The sequence below is a fragment of the Frigoribacterium salinisoli genome, from assembly GCF_054781095.1.
The window spans coordinates 1,163,902-1,182,815 of sequence record NZ_BAAGVB010000001.1 but is presented as its reverse complement, the minus strand read 5'-3'; the positions used below and the strand labels follow the sequence as shown (position 1 = coordinate 1,182,815).

17 protein-coding genes are annotated in these 18,914 nt (G+C 74.4%); 11 read left to right on the top strand and 6 right to left on the bottom strand.

The genetic code is table 11. From position 1 onward, the window contains the following. Positions 1–25: 25 nt before the first annotated feature. Both ACYVHQ_RS05540 and ACYVHQ_RS05535 read left to right on the top strand, forming a co-directional pair. The gene (locus tag ACYVHQ_RS05540; RefSeq protein WP_460511140.1) at positions 26–325 is read left to right on the top strand and encodes a hypothetical protein; all 300 of its coding nucleotides are present in this window, start codon (positions 26–28) and stop codon (positions 323–325) included. Then, positions 322–1,071, top strand: a complete 750-nt coding sequence (locus ACYVHQ_RS05535; protein ID WP_460511139.1) for an alpha/beta hydrolase — start codon at positions 322–324, stop codon at positions 1,069–1,071. Before ACYVHQ_RS05540 ends, ACYVHQ_RS05535 begins: the two co-directional genes overlap by 4 nt. Before the next feature lie 82 nt (positions 1,072–1,153). On the opposite strand, the gene ACYVHQ_RS05530 is transcribed toward ACYVHQ_RS05535, so the two are convergent. Further along, positions 1,154–2,212 (bottom strand): AI-2E family transporter, encoded by a 1,059-nt coding sequence (locus ACYVHQ_RS05530; RefSeq protein ID WP_460511138.1) that lies wholly within the window; start codon positions 2,210–2,212, stop codon positions 1,154–1,156. Between the two features lie 60 nt (positions 2,213–2,272). Further along, the gene (locus ACYVHQ_RS05525; protein ID WP_460511137.1) at positions 2,273–3,727 is read right to left on the bottom strand and encodes a DivIVA domain-containing protein; all 1,455 of its coding nucleotides are present in this window, start codon (positions 3,725–3,727) and stop codon (positions 2,273–2,275) included. 252 nt (positions 3,728–3,979) lie between these two features. Here ACYVHQ_RS05525 and ACYVHQ_RS05520 point away from each other — a divergent pair, with 252 nt between their 5' ends. Then, positions 3,980–5,749, top strand: a complete 1,770-nt coding sequence (locus tag ACYVHQ_RS05520; protein ID WP_460511136.1) for a hypothetical protein — start codon at positions 3,980–3,982, stop codon at positions 5,747–5,749. Beyond that, entirely contained in the window at positions 5,746–6,777 is a 1,032-nt protein-coding gene (locus ACYVHQ_RS05515; protein ID WP_460511135.1) for a tetratricopeptide repeat protein, read from the top strand. Before ACYVHQ_RS05520 ends, ACYVHQ_RS05515 begins: the two co-directional genes overlap by 4 nt. A gap of 85 nt (positions 6,778–6,862) precedes the next feature. Here the strand turns inward: ACYVHQ_RS05515 and glgB are convergent, their stop codons facing one another. Both glgB and ACYVHQ_RS05505 read right to left on the bottom strand, forming a co-directional pair. Beyond that, the gene (gene glgB / locus ACYVHQ_RS05510; protein WP_460511254.1) at positions 6,863–8,986 is read right to left on the bottom strand and encodes a 1,4-alpha-glucan branching protein GlgB; all 2,124 of its coding nucleotides are present in this window, start codon (positions 8,984–8,986) and stop codon (positions 6,863–6,865) included. 117 nt (positions 8,987–9,103) lie between these two features. Further along, entirely contained in the window at positions 9,104–11,104 is a 2,001-nt protein-coding gene (locus tag ACYVHQ_RS05505) for an alpha-1,4-glucan--maltose-1-phosphate maltosyltransferase (protein ID WP_460511134.1), read from the bottom strand. 405 nt (positions 11,105–11,509) lie between these two features. Here ACYVHQ_RS05505 and ACYVHQ_RS05500 point away from each other — a divergent pair, with 405 nt between their 5' ends. The 6 genes from ACYVHQ_RS05500 to ACYVHQ_RS05475 all read left to right on the top strand — a co-directional run bounded on the left by ACYVHQ_RS05500 (position 11,510) and on the right by ACYVHQ_RS05475 (position 16,817). Then, the gene (locus ACYVHQ_RS05500; RefSeq protein WP_460511133.1) at positions 11,510–12,082 is read left to right on the top strand and encodes an alternate-type signal peptide domain-containing protein; all 573 of its coding nucleotides are present in this window, start codon (positions 11,510–11,512) and stop codon (positions 12,080–12,082) included. Positions 12,083–12,179: 97 nt separating this feature from the next. Next, a complete protein-coding gene (locus tag ACYVHQ_RS05495) occupies positions 12,180–12,788 on the top strand; it encodes a TasA family protein (RefSeq protein WP_460511132.1) in 609 nt (202 codons plus the stop codon). Beyond that, complete coding sequence (locus ACYVHQ_RS05490) at positions 12,785–13,708, top strand: hypothetical protein (protein ID WP_460511131.1); 924 nt, start codon at positions 12,785–12,787, stop codon at positions 13,706–13,708. Before ACYVHQ_RS05495 ends, ACYVHQ_RS05490 begins: the two co-directional genes overlap by 4 nt. Next, positions 13,699–14,748, top strand: coding sequence for a hypothetical protein (locus tag ACYVHQ_RS05485; protein ID WP_460511129.1), 1,050 nt, complete (start codon positions 13,699–13,701; stop codon positions 14,746–14,748). The genes ACYVHQ_RS05490 and ACYVHQ_RS05485 overlap by 10 nt, the downstream gene beginning before the upstream one ends. After that, a complete protein-coding gene (locus ACYVHQ_RS05480; protein WP_460511128.1) occupies positions 14,745–15,413 on the top strand; it encodes a signal peptidase I in 669 nt (222 codons plus the stop codon). The genes ACYVHQ_RS05485 and ACYVHQ_RS05480 overlap by 4 nt, the downstream gene beginning before the upstream one ends. An 87-nt stretch (positions 15,414–15,500) precedes the next feature. Further along, entirely contained in the window at positions 15,501–16,817 is a 1,317-nt protein-coding gene (locus ACYVHQ_RS05475; RefSeq protein WP_460511127.1) for a UDP-glucose dehydrogenase family protein, read from the top strand. 1 nt (position 16,818) lies between these two features. On the opposite strand, the gene ACYVHQ_RS05470 is transcribed toward ACYVHQ_RS05475, so the two are convergent. Both ACYVHQ_RS05470 and ACYVHQ_RS05465 read right to left on the bottom strand, forming a co-directional pair. After that, on the bottom strand, positions 16,819–17,115 hold the full coding sequence (locus ACYVHQ_RS05470; RefSeq protein WP_460511126.1) for a DUF1294 domain-containing protein: 297 nt from the start codon (positions 17,113–17,115) through the stop codon (positions 16,819–16,821). Further along, entirely contained in the window at positions 17,112–18,008 is an 897-nt protein-coding gene (locus ACYVHQ_RS05465; protein ID WP_460511125.1) for a LysR family transcriptional regulator ArgP, read from the bottom strand. The genes ACYVHQ_RS05470 and ACYVHQ_RS05465 overlap by 4 nt, the downstream gene beginning before the upstream one ends. Before the next feature lie 68 nt (positions 18,009–18,076). Here ACYVHQ_RS05465 and ACYVHQ_RS05460 point away from each other — a divergent pair, with 68 nt between their 5' ends. Further along, positions 18,077–18,913 (top strand): LysE/ArgO family amino acid transporter, encoded by an 837-nt coding sequence (locus tag ACYVHQ_RS05460; protein ID WP_460511124.1) that lies wholly within the window; start codon positions 18,077–18,079, stop codon positions 18,911–18,913. Position 18,914: the final 1 nt, after the last annotated feature.

The window sequence follows — 18,914 nt, the reverse complement described above, 5'->3', positions numbered from 1 at the left end:
GCGCGGGGTCGCTACGCTGGACGGCATGCCCCGCAGCAACCGGCCCCGTCGCCCCCGTGGCGTGCAGCCGGACGAGCCGGAGCGCGACCTGTCGCAGGTCGTCCTCGGCGGGCGTCGCACCGAGACGCGCAGCGGCCGGGACTGGACCGTGCAGCCCGTGAGCCGCGCCTCGGCGACGAAGGAGTACCGCTGCCCCGGGTGCGAGCTCGTCATCGCGCCCGGCACCGCCCACGTGGTCGCCTGGAGGGCCGACGGCCTGTTCGGCGACGCCGCCGACCTCGCCGCCCGACGACACTGGCACGAGCACTGCTGGAGGATCGCATGACCGACACCGACACCGACGCCGTCGAGATCCGGGGCGGCGTGCTGCTGCCCGCGCGTCGCCGCGACGTGGAGCTGCGCACGAGCGACGGGCTGACGCTCGTCGGCGAGCTCAGCCTGCCGCTCGACCGGGAGCCGGTGGCGACGATCGTGGCCCTGCACCCCCTGCCGACCGCGGGCGGCTTCATGGACAGCCACGTGGTCCGCAAGATGGCCGCTCGGCTGCCGGCGCTGGCCGGCGTCGCGGTCCTCCGCTTCAACTTCCGCGGCGTGCGGTCGCCGCGCGGCACGAGCGAGGGCAGCTTCGGCGAGGGCGTCGACGAGGCGGCCGACCTCGAGGCCGCGGTCCGCCTCGTCCGCGAGGAGGGCCTGCCGACGCCGTGGCTCGTGGGCTGGTCGTTCGGCACCGAGGTCGCGCTCAAGCACGGCCTCGGGCACGAGATCGCCGGAGCGGTCCTCCTGTCGCCCCCGCTGCACCGCACGAGCACCGAGGAGCTGGCCCGCTGGGCGGGCAGCGGCGTGCTCCTCGCGGCGATCGTGCCCGAGCTGGACGACTACCTGCGCCCCGAGGCCGCCCAGGAGCGCTTCGCCGTGGTGCCCGGAGCGGACGTGGTGGCCGTCGAGGGGGGCAAGCACCTCTGGGTGGGCGAGAAGCAGACGGCGCGCGTGCTCGGCGAGATCGTCGCCCGCGTGGCCCCGCAGGCGCTCCCGCTGCCGACCACCTGGCCCGAGCCCGGCACGGACGCCTGAGGCGCCCCTCCTGCGCGTGCCCCGCCGGCAGGAGGCGCCGGTCGTCCGGCCCGCCCGCTCGCCCTCGCGAGGCGCGGACCGGTCAGACCGTGTTCTGCCGCGGGACGACGACCTCACGGAGCACGATGAGCACCGAGGCGGCGACGGGGATCGCGACGAGCGCGCCCAGCACGCCCAGCAGGGTGCCGCCGACGAGCGCGGCGATGACGACGAGCACGCCGGGGACCTCGACGGCGCGGTTCATGATGCGCGGGCTGAGCACGTACGCCTCGACCTGCATGTAGACCAGGTACCAGATCGCCGCGGTGATCCAGGTCGCGGGGGAGCTCGGCAGGAGGGCCACCTGCGCGAGCACGATGACCGCGGACCCGCTGATGGTGCCGACCAGGGGCACGAGCGAACCGAGGAACGCGACGAACGCGAAGACCACCGGCAGCTCGGCGCCGATGACCGTGAGGAAGACGAAGCTCAGGACCCCGTTGACGGCGGCGAGCGTGAACTGGCCGGCGACCCAGCGGCCGACCGACTCGGTCACCTGCTCGGAGATGTCGACGAACCGGGCGCGCTTCGAGAGCGGCACGAAGCGGTAGAGGCTGCGCTTCACCGAGCCGAGCGACGAGGTGAAGTAGATGGTCAGGATGATGACGACGATCGTGCCGAAGACGCCGTTGCCGACGGCGACGCCGACGGCCAGCACCCCGCCGCCGATGGTGGCGACGTTCTGGGGGTCCGTGAGGAAGGTCAGCAGCTGGTCGAAGGTGGCCTGGACGTCGAAGAACTCCTCGGGCACGAGCGCTTGCAGGTTGTCGACGAACTGCTGCGTCGTGACGCTCTGCAGGTACTCGACCATGTTCGTCACGAGGACCGTGATCTGCTGGACCAGGACCGGGACGATCGCGAACACGACGCCGGCGAACGCACCGAGGGCCACGAGCAGCACGATGACGATCGCGAGGCTGCGCGGCACGCGCCGCTGCTCGAGCCAGGAGACGACCGGGTCGAGGCCCAGCGCGATGAACAGCGAGGCCCCCACGTAGGTGAGGATCGTCGAGAGCTGCCCGACGGCGCCACCGATGACGAGCGCCGTGAGCACGCCCAGCCCGGCGAGGAGCCCCAGCCGGAACGGGTCCTTGATCTTCACGCGGTGGCGCTCCTGTCGACGGGCGGGTGGGCCGCCCGATCGGTCGGCTCCCCGTGCTGTCTACTCTGTCGCAGGATCGCCGGGCTGGCCGAGCATGCCGCGGAGGTTCTCGAAGTACGCGGCGATGCCGTCGCGTTCGCGCCGCAGCGCCTCGAGGCGCTCCTCCGCGTCGCGCGTGAGCTCGTCCGCCTCGGTGCGGGCGTCGCGGACGAGGGCGGCGGCCCGCGCCTCGGCGTCGCCGGTCACGCGCTGCGCGTGCTCGTCGGCCTCGGCCCGCGTGCGCCGGGCCTGCTCGTAGGTGGTGGCGGCCAGTTCGTCGGTCTCGGCGCGCACCTCGGCGGACCGGGAGGTCGCGTCGGCCAGCTCGGCCTTGGCCACGTCGAGGTGGCCCTGGATCTCGGCGACCGCGTCGTGGTGGCGCTGCAGGAGCTCCTTCTCGGCCTCGTCGCGCCACGCCACGAGCTCGAGCTCGACGTCGGTGCGGGACTGCGCGAGCTCGGCCTCGAGCTCGTCGGTGGCCCGGGCCCGCTCGCCCTCGAGCGCGGCGCGGACGGACTCCTGCTCGGCCGCGAGGCGTGAGGCCTGGGCTGCCTCGTCGTCGGTGAGACGGGCACGGACCTCCGCGGTCTCGGCCGCCAGCTGGGCCCTGACCCGTTCGGCCTCGCCCGTGAGCTCGGCGCGCTGCTGCTCGGCCTCGCGCTCGAGGCGCTCGGCCTGTTCGGCGATCTCGCGGGCGAGGCGCTCGTGGGTCTCGGCGGTCTGACGCTCGAGGGTCTCGCGCACGGAGGCGGCCTCGCGCTCGAGGTCGGCGCGCTGGCGCTCCTCGTCGGCGGTCAGCTGCTGGCGCACGCGCTCGTTCTCGCGCTGGAGCTCGCCCGCCTCGTCGCGGGCGTCGGACAGCTCGCGCTCGACGTCGGCCCGGCGCTCGGCGACCTCGCGCTCGACCTCGGCCCGGAGGGCGGCGGCCTCGCGCCGGGCGGTGGCGACGTGCTCGGCGGCGTCGGTGGCGGCGGAACCGCGCTGCGCGGCCGCGTCGCGGTGGGCGGCCTGGAGGAGCAGGTCGGCCTCGGACCGGGCGCGGGCGACGAGGCGGTCGGCCTCGCCCGTGCTCTCCTCGACCTGCGCGGCCGACCGACCCCGGGCGTCGTCGAGCAGCCCCGTCGCCCGCTCGGTGGCGTCGGCGAGGACCTGCTCCGCCTCGGCGCGCGACTCGCGCCGGAGCCGCTCGGCGTCGACGTCGGCCTGCCCGACGAGGCGGGTGGCTTGTTCCTCGGCGATCCTCAGGGTCTGCTCGAGGCGCGTGCCCAGGCCGGAGTAGGTGGGGGAGCCGGTCTCGTCGAGCTCGGCCTGCAGCTCGTCGACGCGGGTCTGGAGGTGCTTGACCTCGGCGGCCACCTGCGCGCGGGAGGCGTTCGAGGCGATGAGCTCGCGCCGCAGGTCGCCCAGGGCGCGGTCGACCTCGTCCTTGCGGTAGCCCCGCAGCTCGGTGCCGAACTCGTTCTCGTCAGCTGCCACGGTGTCGTCTCCTCTTGGTCTGCGCCGGGCCCGTGTTCGTGGTGGTCCGGCTCGCCGATGCTACCGGGCGGGCACGACGCCGGAGCTGGGCGGCAGGATGGTGTGGGACGGCTCCCAGACAGGGCTAGTACGCTGAGTCGTCTTGATTTCTGCTGCCGCGCCCGGCCACCACGCCGAGCCCGTGCGAGCCCGGGTGCACGACGGCGCCCGGTGCTCCGACCCGACCGGGAGGCGGCACGGAGGGAGAGCTCAGTGCGTTTCATCATCGCGGCGGTCGTCGTCGTGCTCGCGGCGCTCATGGTCGCGCTCGGCTTCGCCCAGCGCACCGTGTTCGCGCCGCCCTCGTCGGTGACGTCGTCGGTGACGACGTCGGGCACGCCCCTGACGGTCGTGCCGGCGTCGGCCCTGCAGGGGCACGACGGGCGGCAGACGATCCGCATCTCCGGGGGAGACGAGGCGTTCGCCGCCTACGGGCGGGCGAGCGACGTCGAGGCGTGGGTCGGCGACGCCCCCCACGACGTCGTGGGCTGGGACGACGAGAGCGGCGAGCTCGTGTCGCGCGCGGTCGCCGGCGCGGACGAGCCCGTGCCGGACCCGGAGGGCTCCGACCTCTGGTACCGCGAGTACGACGGGTCCTCCTTGACCTTCACCGTCGACGTGCCCGACGACGTGTCGCTCGTCGTCGCCTCGAACGGCACGGCGCCCGCCCCGGACGAGATCAGCGTCACCTGGCCCCTGTCGACCTCGACGCCGACCGCGGGTCCGCTCATCGTGGGCGGCCTCGTCCTGCTCGTCGTGGGCCTGAGCCTCTACGTCTGGGCGCTGCGGCACCACCGACGCCTGCGCGGCCCCCGCCGACGCGGTGGCGACGGCGGTCGGCCGCAGCGCGCGTCGCGCCGGTCGAGCCGGCGCGCCCTCGCGGCCGCGGGCCCGGGAACGGTCCCGCGCCAGGGCGGTGCCCGCCGCGGACGCCGCTCGCGCACGGCGCTCCTGCCCGTGCTCGTCGTGGGCGCGCTGGCGCTCTCGGGCTGTTCGGCCGACTACTGGCCGAGCGGCGACGGCGGTGCCGCCGCCACGCCGACGCCGAGCGCCGCCACCGCGTCGCCGCAGGCGGACGACATCCAGCCCCCGGTGCTCACCTCCAACCAGGCCGAGCGCATCGTCGAGCGCATCGCGGCGACCGCCGCCGAGGCGGACGCGGCCCTCGACGCCGACGCGGCGGCCGCCCGTTTCACCGGCCCGGCCCTCGAGCAGCGGGAGGCCGTCTACGCGATCCGCGACAAGGACCCGGCCGTGGCCGGTCCCGTCGCCGTCCCCTCGGGCGACGTGACGCTCACGCTGCCGCAGCAGGCCGACGCCTGGCCGCGCACGGCCTTCGTCGTCGTCCAGGGCGAGGACGCCTCGGTGGCACCCGTCGCCCTGACGCTCGTGCAGGAGGAGGCGCGGGAGCCCTACAAGGTCCTGTACCTGACCAGCCTCGAGGCGCAGGCCACGCTGCCGACGGTCGCGCCCGCGGCGGTGGGCGCCGCGCGCCTGGCGCCCGACGTGAAGCTGCTCAAGGTGCAGCCCGGGGACATCGCGTCCGAGTACGCGGACATCCTGCGCAACGGCGACGAGAGCGAGTTCGCCAGCCTCTTCCAGTCCGAGGGCGACACCCTCCGCGAGAAGATCGGCAAGCCCTACAAGGACGCCAAGCGCGAGTCGTTGCCCAGCACCGCGACCATCGACTACACCTCGACCGTCGACGACAGCCCGGCCGTGGCGCTCGCGACGAACGACGCCGGAGCGATCGTGTCGGTCGCGCTCGAGGAGGTCGAGACCGTGAAGCCGGCCGCCGCCGGCGCCGAGGTCAACCCCGCCGGGCAGGTGAAGACGCTGCTCGGCATCGAGAAGTCCACGAAGGGCGTCGAGGCCACCTACGGCGTGCAGCTGCTCTTCTCCGTGCCCCCCGTGGGCAGCGACGACGGCGTCGTCCTGCTCGGGTTCAGCCAGTCCCTCGTCTCAGCCAAGGAGCTGCCATGAGCAACGTCCCGCCCCTCCCCGCCGGCCTGCGCGGCGCCGTCGACCTCTCGTCGCTGGTGAACCGCCCCGCCCAGCCCCCGCACCAGCACGCCCCCGCGCCCGGCGCCACGGGCGGGACCGCCTCCGGCGCCGACGGCGCGGCCGGGTCGACCGCGGTCGACGCCACGGGCGCCCCCGCTGCGGTGCAGGTCCCCTCCCTCGTGCTCGACGCCACTGACGCGACGTTCTCGCAGGTGCTGGAGCTCAGCAACGTGGTGCCGATCGTCGTCGACCTCTGGGCCGAGTGGTGCGGCCCCTGCAAGCAGCTCTCGCCGGTGCTCGAGAAGCTCGTCGCCGAGCTCGGGGGGCGCCTGCTGCTCGTCAAGGTCGACGTCGACGCGAACCCGCAGCTCACGCAGGCGTTCCAGGCCCAGTCGATCCCCACCGTCGCGGCCGTGGTGGCGGGACGCCCCGTGTCCCTCTTCGTCGGGGCGCTGCCCGAGGCGCAGGTGCGCGACGTCTTCGACCAGGTCCTCGACCTGGCGGCGCAGAACGGCGTCACGGGCACCGTCACGGTGGCGGGCGCCGACGGTGCCGCCGAGGGCGAGGACGCGGCCGAGCCCGCTCCCGAGCCGCTGCCGCCGCACCACCAGGAGGCCTACGACGCCATCGACCGGGGCGACTACGCCGCGGCGCAGGCGGCCTACCGCACCGCCATCGCCCAGGACCCGCGCGACCAGCTCGCGGTGGCCGGGCTGGCCCAGGTGTCGCTGCTGGCCCGGCTCCAGGGCGCCACGATCGCCGAGGTCCGCGACGCGGCCGCGGCGGCACCGACCGACCCCGGCGCGCAGCTCGCGGTGGCCGACCTCGACGTCAGCGGCGGCCACGTCGACGACGCCTTCGACCGCTTGCTCACGCTCTTCCCCCAGCTCGACGCCGCGGGCAAGGACGCCGTCCGCACCCGTCTCCTCGAGTACTTCGAGATCGTCGGCACCGACGACCCGCGCGTCGGCGCCGCGCGGCGTCGGCTGACGATGCTGCTCTACTGACGCGCGACCACCGCGACGTCGCCGCACGACGAAGGGCGCCCCTCCTGCAGGAGGGGCGCCCTTCGTCGCGTGCGACGCCGACCGGTCAGCGGTCGAGCTGCAACCAGACCACGCCGAGCGGCGGCAGCTGCACGTCGGCCGAGGCGGGCCGACCGGCCCAGGGCTCGTCGACGGCCGTCACCGAGCCGTGGTTGCCCACGCCCGAACCGCCGTACGCGGCCGCGTCGGTGTTGAGCACCTCGCGCCAGGTGCCCGCCTCGGGCAGGCCGAAGCGCATCGCCACGGGCTGGCCCGAGAAGTTCGCCAGCACGGCGAGGCGCTGCCCGTCGTCGGACTTGCGCAGGAACGCCACGACGCTCTGCTCGGCCGCGCCGCCGTCGATCCACTCGAAGCCGTCGGTGTCGAAGTCGTGCTCCCAGAGCGCCGGCTGCCCGCGGTACACGGCGTTGAGCTCCTGCACCAGGGTGAAGAGCTGCTGGTGCTCGGGCCGGTCGAGGGCGGACCAGTCGAGGCCGTTCTCCTCGCTCCACTCGGTGGGCTGCCCGTACTCGGAGCCCATGAACAGCAGCTGCTTGCCCGGGTGGCCCCACATGTACGCGAGGTACGCGCGCAGGTTCGCGCGCTGCTGCCAGTCGTCGCCGGGCATCTTCGTGAAGAGCGAGCCCTTGCCGTACACGACCTCGTCGTGGCTGATGGGCAGGACGAAGTTCTCGCTGAACGCGTAGTGGAACGAGAAGGTGATCTCACCGTGGTGGTACGGGCGCCAGAGCGGGTCCTTCTCGATGTAGTCGAGGGTGTCGTGCATCCAGCCCATGTTCCACTTGAGCCCGAAGCCCAGCCCGCCCTCGCTGGTCGGCCTGGTGACGCCCGGCCAGCTCGTGCTCTCCTCCGCGATCATGACGATCCCGGGGTTGCGGCGGTAGGCCGTCGCGTTCGTCTCCTGCAGGAACGAGATGGCCTCGAGGGCCTCGTTGCCACCGTGCTCGTTCGGCAGCCACTCGCCGTCGTTCCGGCTGTAGTCGAGGTAGAGCATCGAGGCGACCGCGTCGACGCGGAGGCCGTCGATGTGGAACTCCTCGAGCCAGTACAGCGCGTTGGCGACGAGGAAGTTCCGCACCTGCGAGTCGCCGAAGTTCGGCACGAGCGTGCCCCAGTCGGGCTGCTCGCCGCGACGCGGGTCGGAGTGCTCGTACACCGCGCGGCCGTCGAACCTGCCGAGCGCCCACTCGTCCTTCGGGAAGTGCCCGGGGACCCAGTCCATGATCACGCCGACGCCTGCCTGGTGCAGGCGGTCGATGAGGTACCGCAGGTCGTCGGGGCTGCCGAAGCGGCTCGACGCGGCGTAGTAGCCGGTGACCTGGTAGCCCCACGAACCACCGAAGGGGTGCTCGGCGAGGGGCATGAACTCGACGTGCGTGAAGCCCAGGGCCGTGACGTACTCGACGAGCGGGTCGGCGAGGTCGCGGTAGCCGAGGCCCGGCCGCCACGAGCCGACGTGCATCTCGTAGACGCTCATCGGGCCCTGGTGCGGGTCGCGCTGGGTGCGCTGCTGCATCCAGTCGCCGTCGGCCCACTCGTGGGCGGCCTTCGTGATGACGGTGGCCGTGGCGGGGGCCACCTCGGCGCGACGGGCCATGGGGTCGGCGCGCTCGACCCAGGCGTCGTCCGGGGTGAGGATCTCGTACTTGTAGGCGCCGGAGTCGACGCCGGGCACGAAGAGCTCCCAGATGCCGTTGCCGTCGAGCTTGCGCATCGCGTGGCGCGAGCCGTCCCACCCGTTGAGGTCGCCCGTGACGCGCACCGCGTGGGCGTGGGGCGCCCACACGGCGAAGGAGGTGCCGCGCACGCCCTGGTGCTCGACGACGTGCGAGCCGAGCATCTTCCAGAGCTGCTCGTGCCGGCCCTCGCCGAAGAGGTAGAGGTCGAGCTCGCTCACGGTCGGCGTGAACCGGTAGGGGTCGTCGGCGACCCAGGCCGCGCCTCCTGAGTAGGTCGCCTCGACGCGGTACGCGTCGAGCGAGCCCGAGGTCGTGCCCTGCCAGAGGCCGTCGAGCACGTGCTCGAGCTCGACGCGGGTGCCGGCGTCGTCGGTCACCGTCACGGTCTCGGCGAGCGGCCGCACGACGCGGACGGTCGTGCCGCCCTCGTGCGGGTGCGCGCCGAGCAGGCGGTGCGGGTGGCCGTGCCGACCGGCGGCGGCCGCGCGCACCTCGTGCTCGTCGAGCGGGGGAGCGGCGGGCGCCTCGGGGGCGACGGCGGCGACCGGGACGTCGGGGGGCGTCGGGTCGGCGGGGTGACGGGTGTCGGGTGCGGTCACGGGGCGCTCCTACGGGGTGCGGTCGAGGTCGACGGAGAGGATGTGCACGGGCTCGACGAAGGCGTCCAGGCGCACGTAGGCGTCGTCGCCCCAGGTCCAGGACTGACCGGTGACGAGGTCGCGCACCGTGTAGGTGCCGCCGGGCTGGAGACCGAACTTGGTGACGTCGAGGTGCACCATCGTCTCGCGGGCCGAGTGCGGGTCGGTGTTGGCGACGACGATGATGCCGTCGGCGCGCCCGCTGCGGGTGTGCGCGCGGCCGAGGTACTTCGAGTAGACGAGGATCGCGTCGTCGTCGCTCGAGTGCACGTCGAGGTTGCGCAGCTGCCGCAGGGCGGGGTGGCTGGACCGGATGCGGTTGAGCAGCGTGAGGTACGGCGCGAGCGAGGCTCCCGCCTCTTCGGCGGCGGCCCAGGCGCGCGGCTTGAACTCGTACTTCTCGTTGTCGATGTTCTCCTCCGACCCCGGCCGGGCGACGTCCTCGAAGAGCTCGTAGCCCGAGTACACGCCCCAGGTGGGGCTGGCCGTCGCCGCGATGGCGGCGCGGACCTTGTAGCCCGCGCGACCGCCGTGCTGCAGGTAGGGGGTCAGGATGTCGTGGGTGTTCGCGAAGAGGTTGGGCCGGTACCAGGGGCTCGTCTCGTGCGAGAGCTCCTCGAGGTACTCCTCGAGCTCCCACTTCTCGTTGCGCCACGTGAAGTACGTGTAGCTCTGGTGGAAGCCGACCTGCGCGAGGGCCTGCATCATGGCGGGCTTGGTGAACGCCTCGGCGAGGAACACGACCTCGGGGTGCGACTCGCGGACCTCGGCGAGGAGCCACTCCCAGAACATGACGGGCTTCGTGTGCGGGTTGTCGACCCGGAAGATCGTCACGCCCTGGTCGATCCAGAACAGGACGATGCGCAGGATCTCGCGGCTGAGCCCCTCGTAGTCGTTGTCGAAGTCGAGCGGGTAGATGTCCTGGTACTTCTTGGGCGGGTTCTCGGCGTACGCGATCGTGCCGTCGGGCAGGGTCGTGAACCACTCGGGGTGCTCGGTGACCCACGGGTGGTCGGGGGAGCACTGCAGGGCGAGGTCGAGGGCGAGCTCGAGCCCGGCGTTCTTCGCGGTCTGCACGAACCAGCGGAAGTCGGCGATCGTGCCGAGGTCGGGGTGCACGGCGTCGTGACCGCCGTCGGCGGACCCGATGGCGTAGGGCGACCCGGGGTCGTCCGGCCCGGCCTCGAGCGTGTTGTTCGGTCCCTTGCGGAAGGTGCGACCGATGGGGTGCACCGGCGGGATGTACACGACGTCGAAGCCCATCCGCGCGATGGCGGGGAGGCGGCGCGCGGCCGTGTGGAAGGTGCCGCTGCGCCAGGTGCCGTCGGGCTGCTTCTTGGCACCCTCGCTCCGGGGGAAGAACTCGTACCAGCTGCCGACGGCGGCACGGGCGCGCTCGACGCGGAGCTGCTCGGGCGCGCTGCGCGTGACCAGGCTGGCCAGGGGCTGCTGCTCGAAGACGGCGGCCAGGCGCGCGTCGGTCGCGACCCGGAGGCGGGCGGCGGGCGACAGGCCCGTGTTGCCGAGCGCCTTCGCGGCGTCGCGGACGAGCGTCGTCTGGGGGTAGTCGGCGACGGCTGCCTCGAGCAGCTGGCTGCCGACCTGGAACGTCACCTCGACGTCCTGCTCGGCCGGCACCTTGATCTCGGCCACGTGCAGCCACGTGGCCCAGTCGTCGCGCCAGCCCTCGACGGCCCACGTGTGCAGGCCCTCGGCCTCGAGCTGGACCTCGACGGTCCAGCGGTCGGTGCCCGGGACGCCGGCGGTCATCCGGTGCCGGGTCTCGACGCCGTCCGGCCCGGCGAGCACGAGCGTCGCGCCGATCAGGTCGTGCCCCTCCTTGAAGACGGTCGCCCCGAACGGGACGACCTCTCCCACGAAGGCCTTCGTCGGGAAGGTGCGGTCAGGGGTCGCGGGGGTCAGGCCGGTGACGGGGATCCGCCCCACCTTCGGTTCGTCTGCAGTCGCCACGAGGGCGACGCTACCCGGTCCGCCCCGAGCCGGTGCGCCGCGGGTCGTCCGCGTGCCGCCAGGTGTCGGCCGGGGTCCACGGCGGGGTAAGCGGGGTACACAATGGGGTACAAAACAGGTCCGCATAGTGGCCGACGGGCGAACGAGGGCCAGATTGTCCCCCCAACTGGGTGCATGCGAATGCATCATCACGGTGTCCGCACTTTGGGGGACCGGATAACGTCGGACGAGCAGGACGGCCTGCCCACCCCGGTCCCCGACCGCGGGCCCGGTGCCGCTCCCTGTCGTCGATCGTCACCCGACCACTCGACCCGCTCCGACGAGGGGCTCCCCGCGCGACCGGACCTGACCGGACGTGCGCCGTCTCGTCGACCCAGCGCTCCGCAGCGCAGAACGGAAGACCCGATGAACAAGCTCGTCAAGGGTGCCGTCGCCGGCGCCGCCGGCATCGCCCTCCTCCTCGGTGGCGCGTCCACCTTCGCCCTCTGGAACGCGAGCGCCACGGCGAGCGCCGGCGTCGTCCAGTCCGGCCAGCTCAAGCTCGAGAAGGCCACGACGGCGGGCACCTGGACCGACCTCTCCACCAGCACGCCGACCACCGTCGCGAACATCGCCGACTACCGCATGGTCCCGGGCTCGAAGCTGCAGTTCAGCCAGCCCCTGACGGTGACGGCGACCGGCACGAACCTCCGTGCGACGCTCGCCGCCTCGCTGCCCGGTTCCGACTCGGGGCTCGGTGCCCAGCTCGTGAAGTCCTTCGCCCTCACGGGCCAGGGCGGGGCGGCCCTGCCGAGCGGGTTCACGAAGGCCGGAGAGGCCTACACGGTGACCTCGACGGGCACCGACCCCTCCGCGGTCGTCGCGACCTACACGATCGAGCTGCCCGCCGCCACCACCGGCACCGCCGCCCAGAACGGGACGCTCGACCTCTCGAAGCTGACCTTCACGCTGACGCAGCTGCCCGTCACCGGCAGCTGACCCCGACCACCGCCCGGCCCGGACCGCACCCGACGCGGCCCGGTCCGGGCGGGGCCGCACCCCCTCCCGACCCGCTCTCGACGACCACGAGGACGCCATGACGGAACGACACGACACCGCCCGCCACCGCGCGGCGGCCGTCGGTGCGTCCAGGAGGCTCGGGTCCGCGATCGCGCTCCTCGCCGCGGCCGTCCTCGCCGGGGCCCTCGCGACCGGGGGCACCTACGCCCTCCTGTCCTCCAGCACGACCGCCGCGGCCGGGACCGTGCGGTCGGGGTCGGCGCAGCTCGTCGTCACGGCGACCGGGCCCGTCGACCTCCAGGGGCTCGTGCCCGGCTCGTCGGTCGTGACGAGCGTCCTGCTGCGCAACGAGGGCACGGTGCCCCTGGCGCTGAGCGGCGCCGCCACCGACCTCAGCGCGGCGTGGGACGCGGGCCCCGACCGCTCCTCGGGGGCCTCGCTCGACGAGCTGCGCCTGCGCATCACCCCCGTGGACCGCGTCGCGGACTGCCGTGCCGGGCTCGGCGGGCTCACCCAGTACCTCCGGGCCTGGGCCACGCCGACGCCCACGGGCGACGTCCTGGCCCAGGGCGCGTCGCGACCGTACTGCGTGGAGGTCCTCCTCGACGCCGACGCCCCCACGATCGTGCAGGGAGCCGTCGACGGCCTCACGCTCACGGTCGCCGGGACGCAGGTGCGGTCGTGACCCGCCGCGCCGCCCGCGGGGGCCCCTCGCCCCTGCTGGTCCGCGTCGCGACGGTCGTCGCCCTCGTGGTCGCCGTGACCGGTGCCGGAACGGGCACCGGCTGGGCGCTCTGGAGCGCCACCGCGACCCAGCGCGTGCAGGTCACCCTCGGCAAGACGAGCACCTCGCTGACCGGTGCCACGCCGCGCGTGACGACCTTCACCGATCGCGGTGCCGCGCTCACGACGAGCTTCGTCGCCCGCAACACCGGGACCGTGCCCGCGGACTGGACCCTCTCGACGAGCCTGCCCTCGGGCAGCTCGGAGCAGTCGCGGCAGCTGGCGGCCGCGATCGACGTGCGGATGTGGGCCAAGACGGGCACCACGTGCGACGTCGCGCCGACCGGGGCCCTCGTCGGCACCTGGGCCGCCGCTCCCACCCCGACGGGTCGCCTCGGCGCCGGGTCCACGGCGGAGTGGTGCGTGCGGACCGTGGCGACCTCGGCCGCGCCGGCCGCCGCGAGGGTCAACCCGATCCTGTCGCTCAGCGTCACGAGCGGCGGGTCGTGGACCGCCCTCAGCGAGATCCGCGACCTCTACCAGCACTCGCCGACGAGCTGGCCGGTCCCCGTCGTCACGGCGACCTGCATCGCGAACGACGTCTACTACGCGCGCCTCCGCTTCGACCCGAGCCCGCGGCCCCGCGACACCTGGTACGCGCCCTACGTCGGCGATCGGCGCGTCGGCACGCAGCTCAACACGGGCGACTACCCCGAGTTCGCCTTCACCCGGGACGACCTGCCGGCCGTCCCGTTCGGCGACGACCGCATCCGCGTCGACATCCGCGTGATGACCGGCGACGTCCCCGGCGCGGTCGCGGCGCAGGGCACGCTCGTCCCGGTCTACGACGCCAACGGCCTCAGGAACATCCAGTGCGGCTGACCCGGGTCCCCGCTGCGGTCGCCGCGCTGGCGGTGGCGCTCCCCGCGCTCGCCGGGGCTCCTGCCCTGCCCGCGGCGGCGGCGGCTCCGGCCGCCGCCGTGCCGCGGCTCATGCTCAGCGACGACGGCGCCGTGTGGGAGCGCCACCTGTCGAGCAGCCTCTTCGGCGACCGCCTGCTGCTCGTGCCCGGCGGCTCGGCGACCGAGTCCTTCTGGGTCAAGAACCTGTCCGACGTGCCCGCCGTGCTGCGCACCTCGGTGGCCGACGTGCGCTCGTCGTCGCCGGCCCTCACCCGGTGGCTCAGCGTCTCGACGACCCCGCTCGAGACGCTCGGGGGCACGACCACCGTCGCGCTCGGCGACGGCACCTGCACCGGGTCGACGACGGCCACGGTGCTCGGCGGCGGCGACGCGGTGCTGCTCGACGTGGGGCTCGCGCTCGACGAGCGCGCGACCGAGGGCTCCGCGGGCCAGGCCGTCGACTTCACGGTGCTCGTCACGCTCACGGGCGTGGTCGCCGAAGCGCCCCCGGCGGCAGGATGCGCGACCCCAGACGACGAGGCGGTCGGGACCGTGCCCGCGGTCGGGCCCGGCGCCTCCGGCCCCGTACGGCCCGGGAGCGGGGGCACGGGGGGCGAGCTCACGGCGGGGTCCGGAGGTGCCGGCGGCGCGGCGGACGGCTCGGGCCCCGACCGCGGCGCCCCTCCGGCCGACGGCTCGTCCGACCTCGGCACCGATCCCGCGGACCCGCCCGTGGCGCACGACGAGGCCGTCCTCGTCCCCACCGGCGGCGGTGACCTCCGCACGGCCGGCGTGGGCCCACCGCGTCCCTTCTCCTTCGTGGCGCCGTTCGTGCCGGTGCCGCTGCGGGGCGCGTGGCTGCCCGTCGCGGCGGCCCTCGTCGCCGTGCTCGTCGGCGGTGCGGTGGCCGTGCTGCGGCGACGCCGCGACGAGGGCGACGCTGCCGCGGCCGAGCCCACTGCTCCCGGCCCGGGCCTGGCCGGCGGCCCCGGTGCCGTCGACGCGGGGCCGACCCCGTGAGCGGCGCGAGGCGGCGTGCCCGGCGCGACCACGGCCTCCTGCGCGCCCTCGGCCTCGGGCTCAGCGCGGGCCTGCTGGTGATCGTCGCCGCGCTCGCGGTGCTGCTGATCGTGCTGCCGAAGGCCACAGGGTCCACGCCGTTGACCGTGCTCACCGGGTCGATGGAGCCGGGCCTGCCCCCGGGCACGCTGCTCGTCGTGCGCCCGACGCCCGTCGACCAGGTGCAGGTCGGCGACGTCGTGACCTACCAGATCGCCTCCGGGCGGCCGGAGGTGGTCACGCACCGCGTCACGGGCATCCGGTCCGCCGCCGACGGCGACCTGCGCTTCGTGCTGCAGGGCGACGCCAACGACGAGCCCGACGCCGAGGCGGTCCGGCCGGAGCAGGTGCGCGGGGTCCTCTGGTACTCGGTGCCGCTCGTGGGCTGGGTGGCCCAGGCCGTGACCGGCGAGGCGCGGTCGTGGATCGTGCCGCTGCTCGCCGCGGGCCTGCTCGCCTACGCGGGCCACATGGTCGTCTCGGGTCTGCTCGAGGCCCGTCACGCGCGTCGGCGCGGGGCCCGTCACGGTCGCAGGAGGAGCGGCACGACCGCGCCGGAGGCCCCGGCCCCGCGTCGTGGCGGAGCCCGCACGGGTGACGACGCCGCCCGCCCCGGTGACGTCTGACACTCCAGATCCACCCCGAGTCCTGTGGTAGAAAGTGACGGGTCCGTCACCTGGCGTCGACCCGTCCCCGAGCACCCTGGAGTCCCCGTGAAGCTGTCCGTCATCGGTTGTGGATACCTCGGTGCGGTGCACGCCGCCGCCATGGCCGAGCTCGGTCACGAGGTCGTCGGCATCGACGTCGACGAGCGCAAGATCGAGGCGCTGGCCGCCGGTCGGGCTCCCTTCTTCGAGCCCGGCCTGCCCGAGATCCTCACCTCGGCCACCGCCTCGGGCCGCCTGGCGTTCAGCACCGACGTCACCGCGGCCGCCGACGCGACCGTGCACTTCATCGCCGTCGGCACGCCCCAGAAGCCCGGCTCGCAGAGCGCGGACCTCACCTACGTCGACGCGGCCGTCGACGCGCTGCTGCCGATCCTCAAGCCGGGCGACCTCGTCGTCGGCAAGTCCACCGTGCCCGTCGGCACCGCGGAGCGCCTGGCCGCGGTCGTCCGCGCGGCCGTGCCCGGTGCCGACCTCGCCTGGAACCCCGAGTTCCTCCGCGAGGGCTTCGCCGTGAAGGACACCATCTCGCCCGACCGCCTCGTCTACGGCCTGCCCCGCGGCGACGAGGCGTCGACCGCGGCCCGCGCGGCGCTCGACGAGGTGTACGCCACGGCGCTCGCCGCGGGCACCCCGCTCGTGGCCACCGACTACGCGACCGCCGAGCTCGTCAAGGTGTCGGCCAACGCGTTCCTCGCCACCAAGATCTCCTTCATCAACGCCGTCTCCGAGATCGCCGACGTCACCGGGGCGAACGTCACCGACCTCGCCGACGCCATCGGGCACGACGCCCGCATCGGCCGACGGTTCCTCAACGCCGGCGTCGGCTTCGGCGGTGGTTGCCTGCCGAAGGACATCCGTGCCTTCGGCGCCCGCGCGGAAGAGCTGGGCCTGGGGGAGTCGCTCGCGTTCCTGCGCGAGGTCGACGCCGTCAACCTCCGTCGCCGCCAGCGCGTCGTCGAGCTCATCGTCGGCCTGCTCGGCGGTTCGGTGCACCAGCGCCGCGTCGCCGTGCTCGGCCTCGCCTTCAAGCCCGACTCGGACGACGTGCGCGACTCGCCCGCCCTCGACGTCGCCGTGCAGCTGCACGGCCTCGGCGCCGACGTCGTGGCCACCGACCCCGAGGCGATCGAGAACGCCCGTGCCCGCCACCCGCAGCTGAACTACGCCGAGGACGTCACCGCCGCGGTCGCGGGTGCCGAGGTCGTCGTGCTGCTCACCGAGTGGTCGGAGTACCGCGAGCTCGACCCGGCCCAGCTGGCCGAGCACGTCGACAGCCGCATCGTCGTGGACGGCCGCAACGTGCTCGACTCCGCGACGTGGCGCGCCGCCGGCTGGGTGTACCGGGGCATGGGCCGCCGCTGAGTCAGCGGCCGACCGCCAGCGCGAGGGCGACCAGCCCCGCGACGACCACCACGTTGACCACGACGGTCGCGCGGTGCGCCCTCCGGAACGAGGCCTTGCGCGTCTTGTGCCGGAGGGCGTGCCGTGCCACCTGCGCACCGGGCCAGCCGCCGAGCAGTCCGAGCGTCAGCAGCGTGCGCTCGGGCACGCGCCGACCCGCGCGGCGTGCCGCCCGCTTGTCGACGGCGTAGGCGACGACCGTCGCGAGGTTCAGCACGAGCAGCGCCGCGCCGAGCGCCACGGCGGCCTGGCCCGTCACCGCGTCACCGGCCGCAGGTGCGACCACGCCCCGGCCAGGACGGCCTCGCTGAGCCGGTCCAGCAGCGGCGAGGCGAGGTTCCAGCGCTGCCACCACAGGGCGACGTCGACCCAGCGGCCGGGCGCGACGTCGACGAGCTGACCGGAGGCGAGCTGCTCGAGGCACTGGTCCTCGGGCAGCAGGCCCCAGCCGAGGCCGAGCTCGACGCTGCGCGCGAAGTCGGACGAGGTCGGCACGAAGTGGCGCGGTGCGGTGTCGTCGGCGCCCACGACGTCGCGGACGAACCCGCGCTGCAGCTCGTCCTGCCGGTCGAAGTCGAGGCGCGGCGCCCGGGCGAGGGCCTCGAGGTCGAGCCCGGCGAGGTGGCGGTCGCGGAAGGCGGGGCTCGCGACCGCGAGGTAGCGCGAGACGCCGAGCGGCGTCGACGTGCAGCCCTGCACGGGCTCCGCGGTGCTGGTCACGGCCGCGAGCACGGTGCCGTCGCGCAGGAGGCGCGTGGTGTGGTCCTGGTCCTCGCGGCGCACGTCGAGGGCGACGCCGAGCTCGACGACCACCTCGGCGACCGCCGGCAGGAACCAGGTGGCCAAGGTGTCGGCGTTCACCGCGAGGGGGACCGTCGTCGCGCCTCCTGCCGCGTCGCCCGCGAGCGCCCGTGCCGCGTCGGCGTCGAGCAGCTCGACCTGTCGGGCGTAGCGCAGCAGGACGTCGCCCGCGACGGTCGTGGTCACGGGCGTCGTGCGGCGCACGAGGACCGACCCGGCCTCGTGCTCCATCGCCTTGACGCGCTGCGACACCGCCGACTGGGTGAGGTGCAGGCGTCGGGCGGCCGCCTCGAAGGTGCCCTCGTCCACGAGGGCCACCAGGGTGCGCAACTGGTCGAACTGGAAGGCCATCAGTACAGCTTATCGGGCATCACGAACATGAGCTGGACTACATGCGTACGCAGTCGTAACGTCGCCGGGTGACCTTCTCCACCCTGCTCGGCCCCCTGCTGCTCGGCTTCGGCAACAGCATCGCGCTCATCGTCGCCATCGGCGCCCAGAACGCCTTCCTGCTGCGCGTCGGCATCGAGGGGCGACGCAGCGTCGTCGTGCCGGTCGTCATCTTCTGCGCCGTCTCCGACGCCGTGCTCATCACGCTCGGCGTGCTCGGCGTGGGCGCCCTGCTCGACATCGCGCCCGGGGCCCTGCACGTCATGCGGCTCGGGGGAGCGGCGTTCCTGCTCGCCTACGCCGTCTTCGCGGCGAAGCGCGCGATCCGGCCGCGCACCTCCGGCCTCGAGCCCGCCGACGTCGAGCCGCTCGGTGCCGACGGGACCGCCCCGGCCAGCGACCTCGCGACCGGCACGGCCCTCGCCGCCGAGGCCGGCCGCGCCGTCGAGGCGTCCCCCGGCTCGCTCGTCGTCGAGCCCGGGACCGCGGGCGGCACGACCGCGCCGACCACGGGCACCGTCACCCTGGAGCGTCCTCGTCCGCGCCCCCGCGCCTCCGGCACCGCCACCGGCCTCACCACGCGCGCCGCGCTGCTCACCGTGGCCGCGTTCACGTGGCTCAACCCGCACGCGTACCTCGACACCGTCGTGCTGCTCGGCTCGATCGGCAACCAGCAGGGCCCCGACGACCGCTGGTGGTGGGTGCTCGGCGCCGTGCTGGCCAGCATCACCTGGTTCTCGGCGGTCGGCTTCGGCGCGCGCCTCCTGCGCCCGCTCTTCGCGAAGCCCGGCGCCTGGCGGGTGCTCGACGCGTTCGTCGCCGTCGTCATGCTCACGCTCGGGCTCAAGCTCCTGCTCGGCGGCTGAC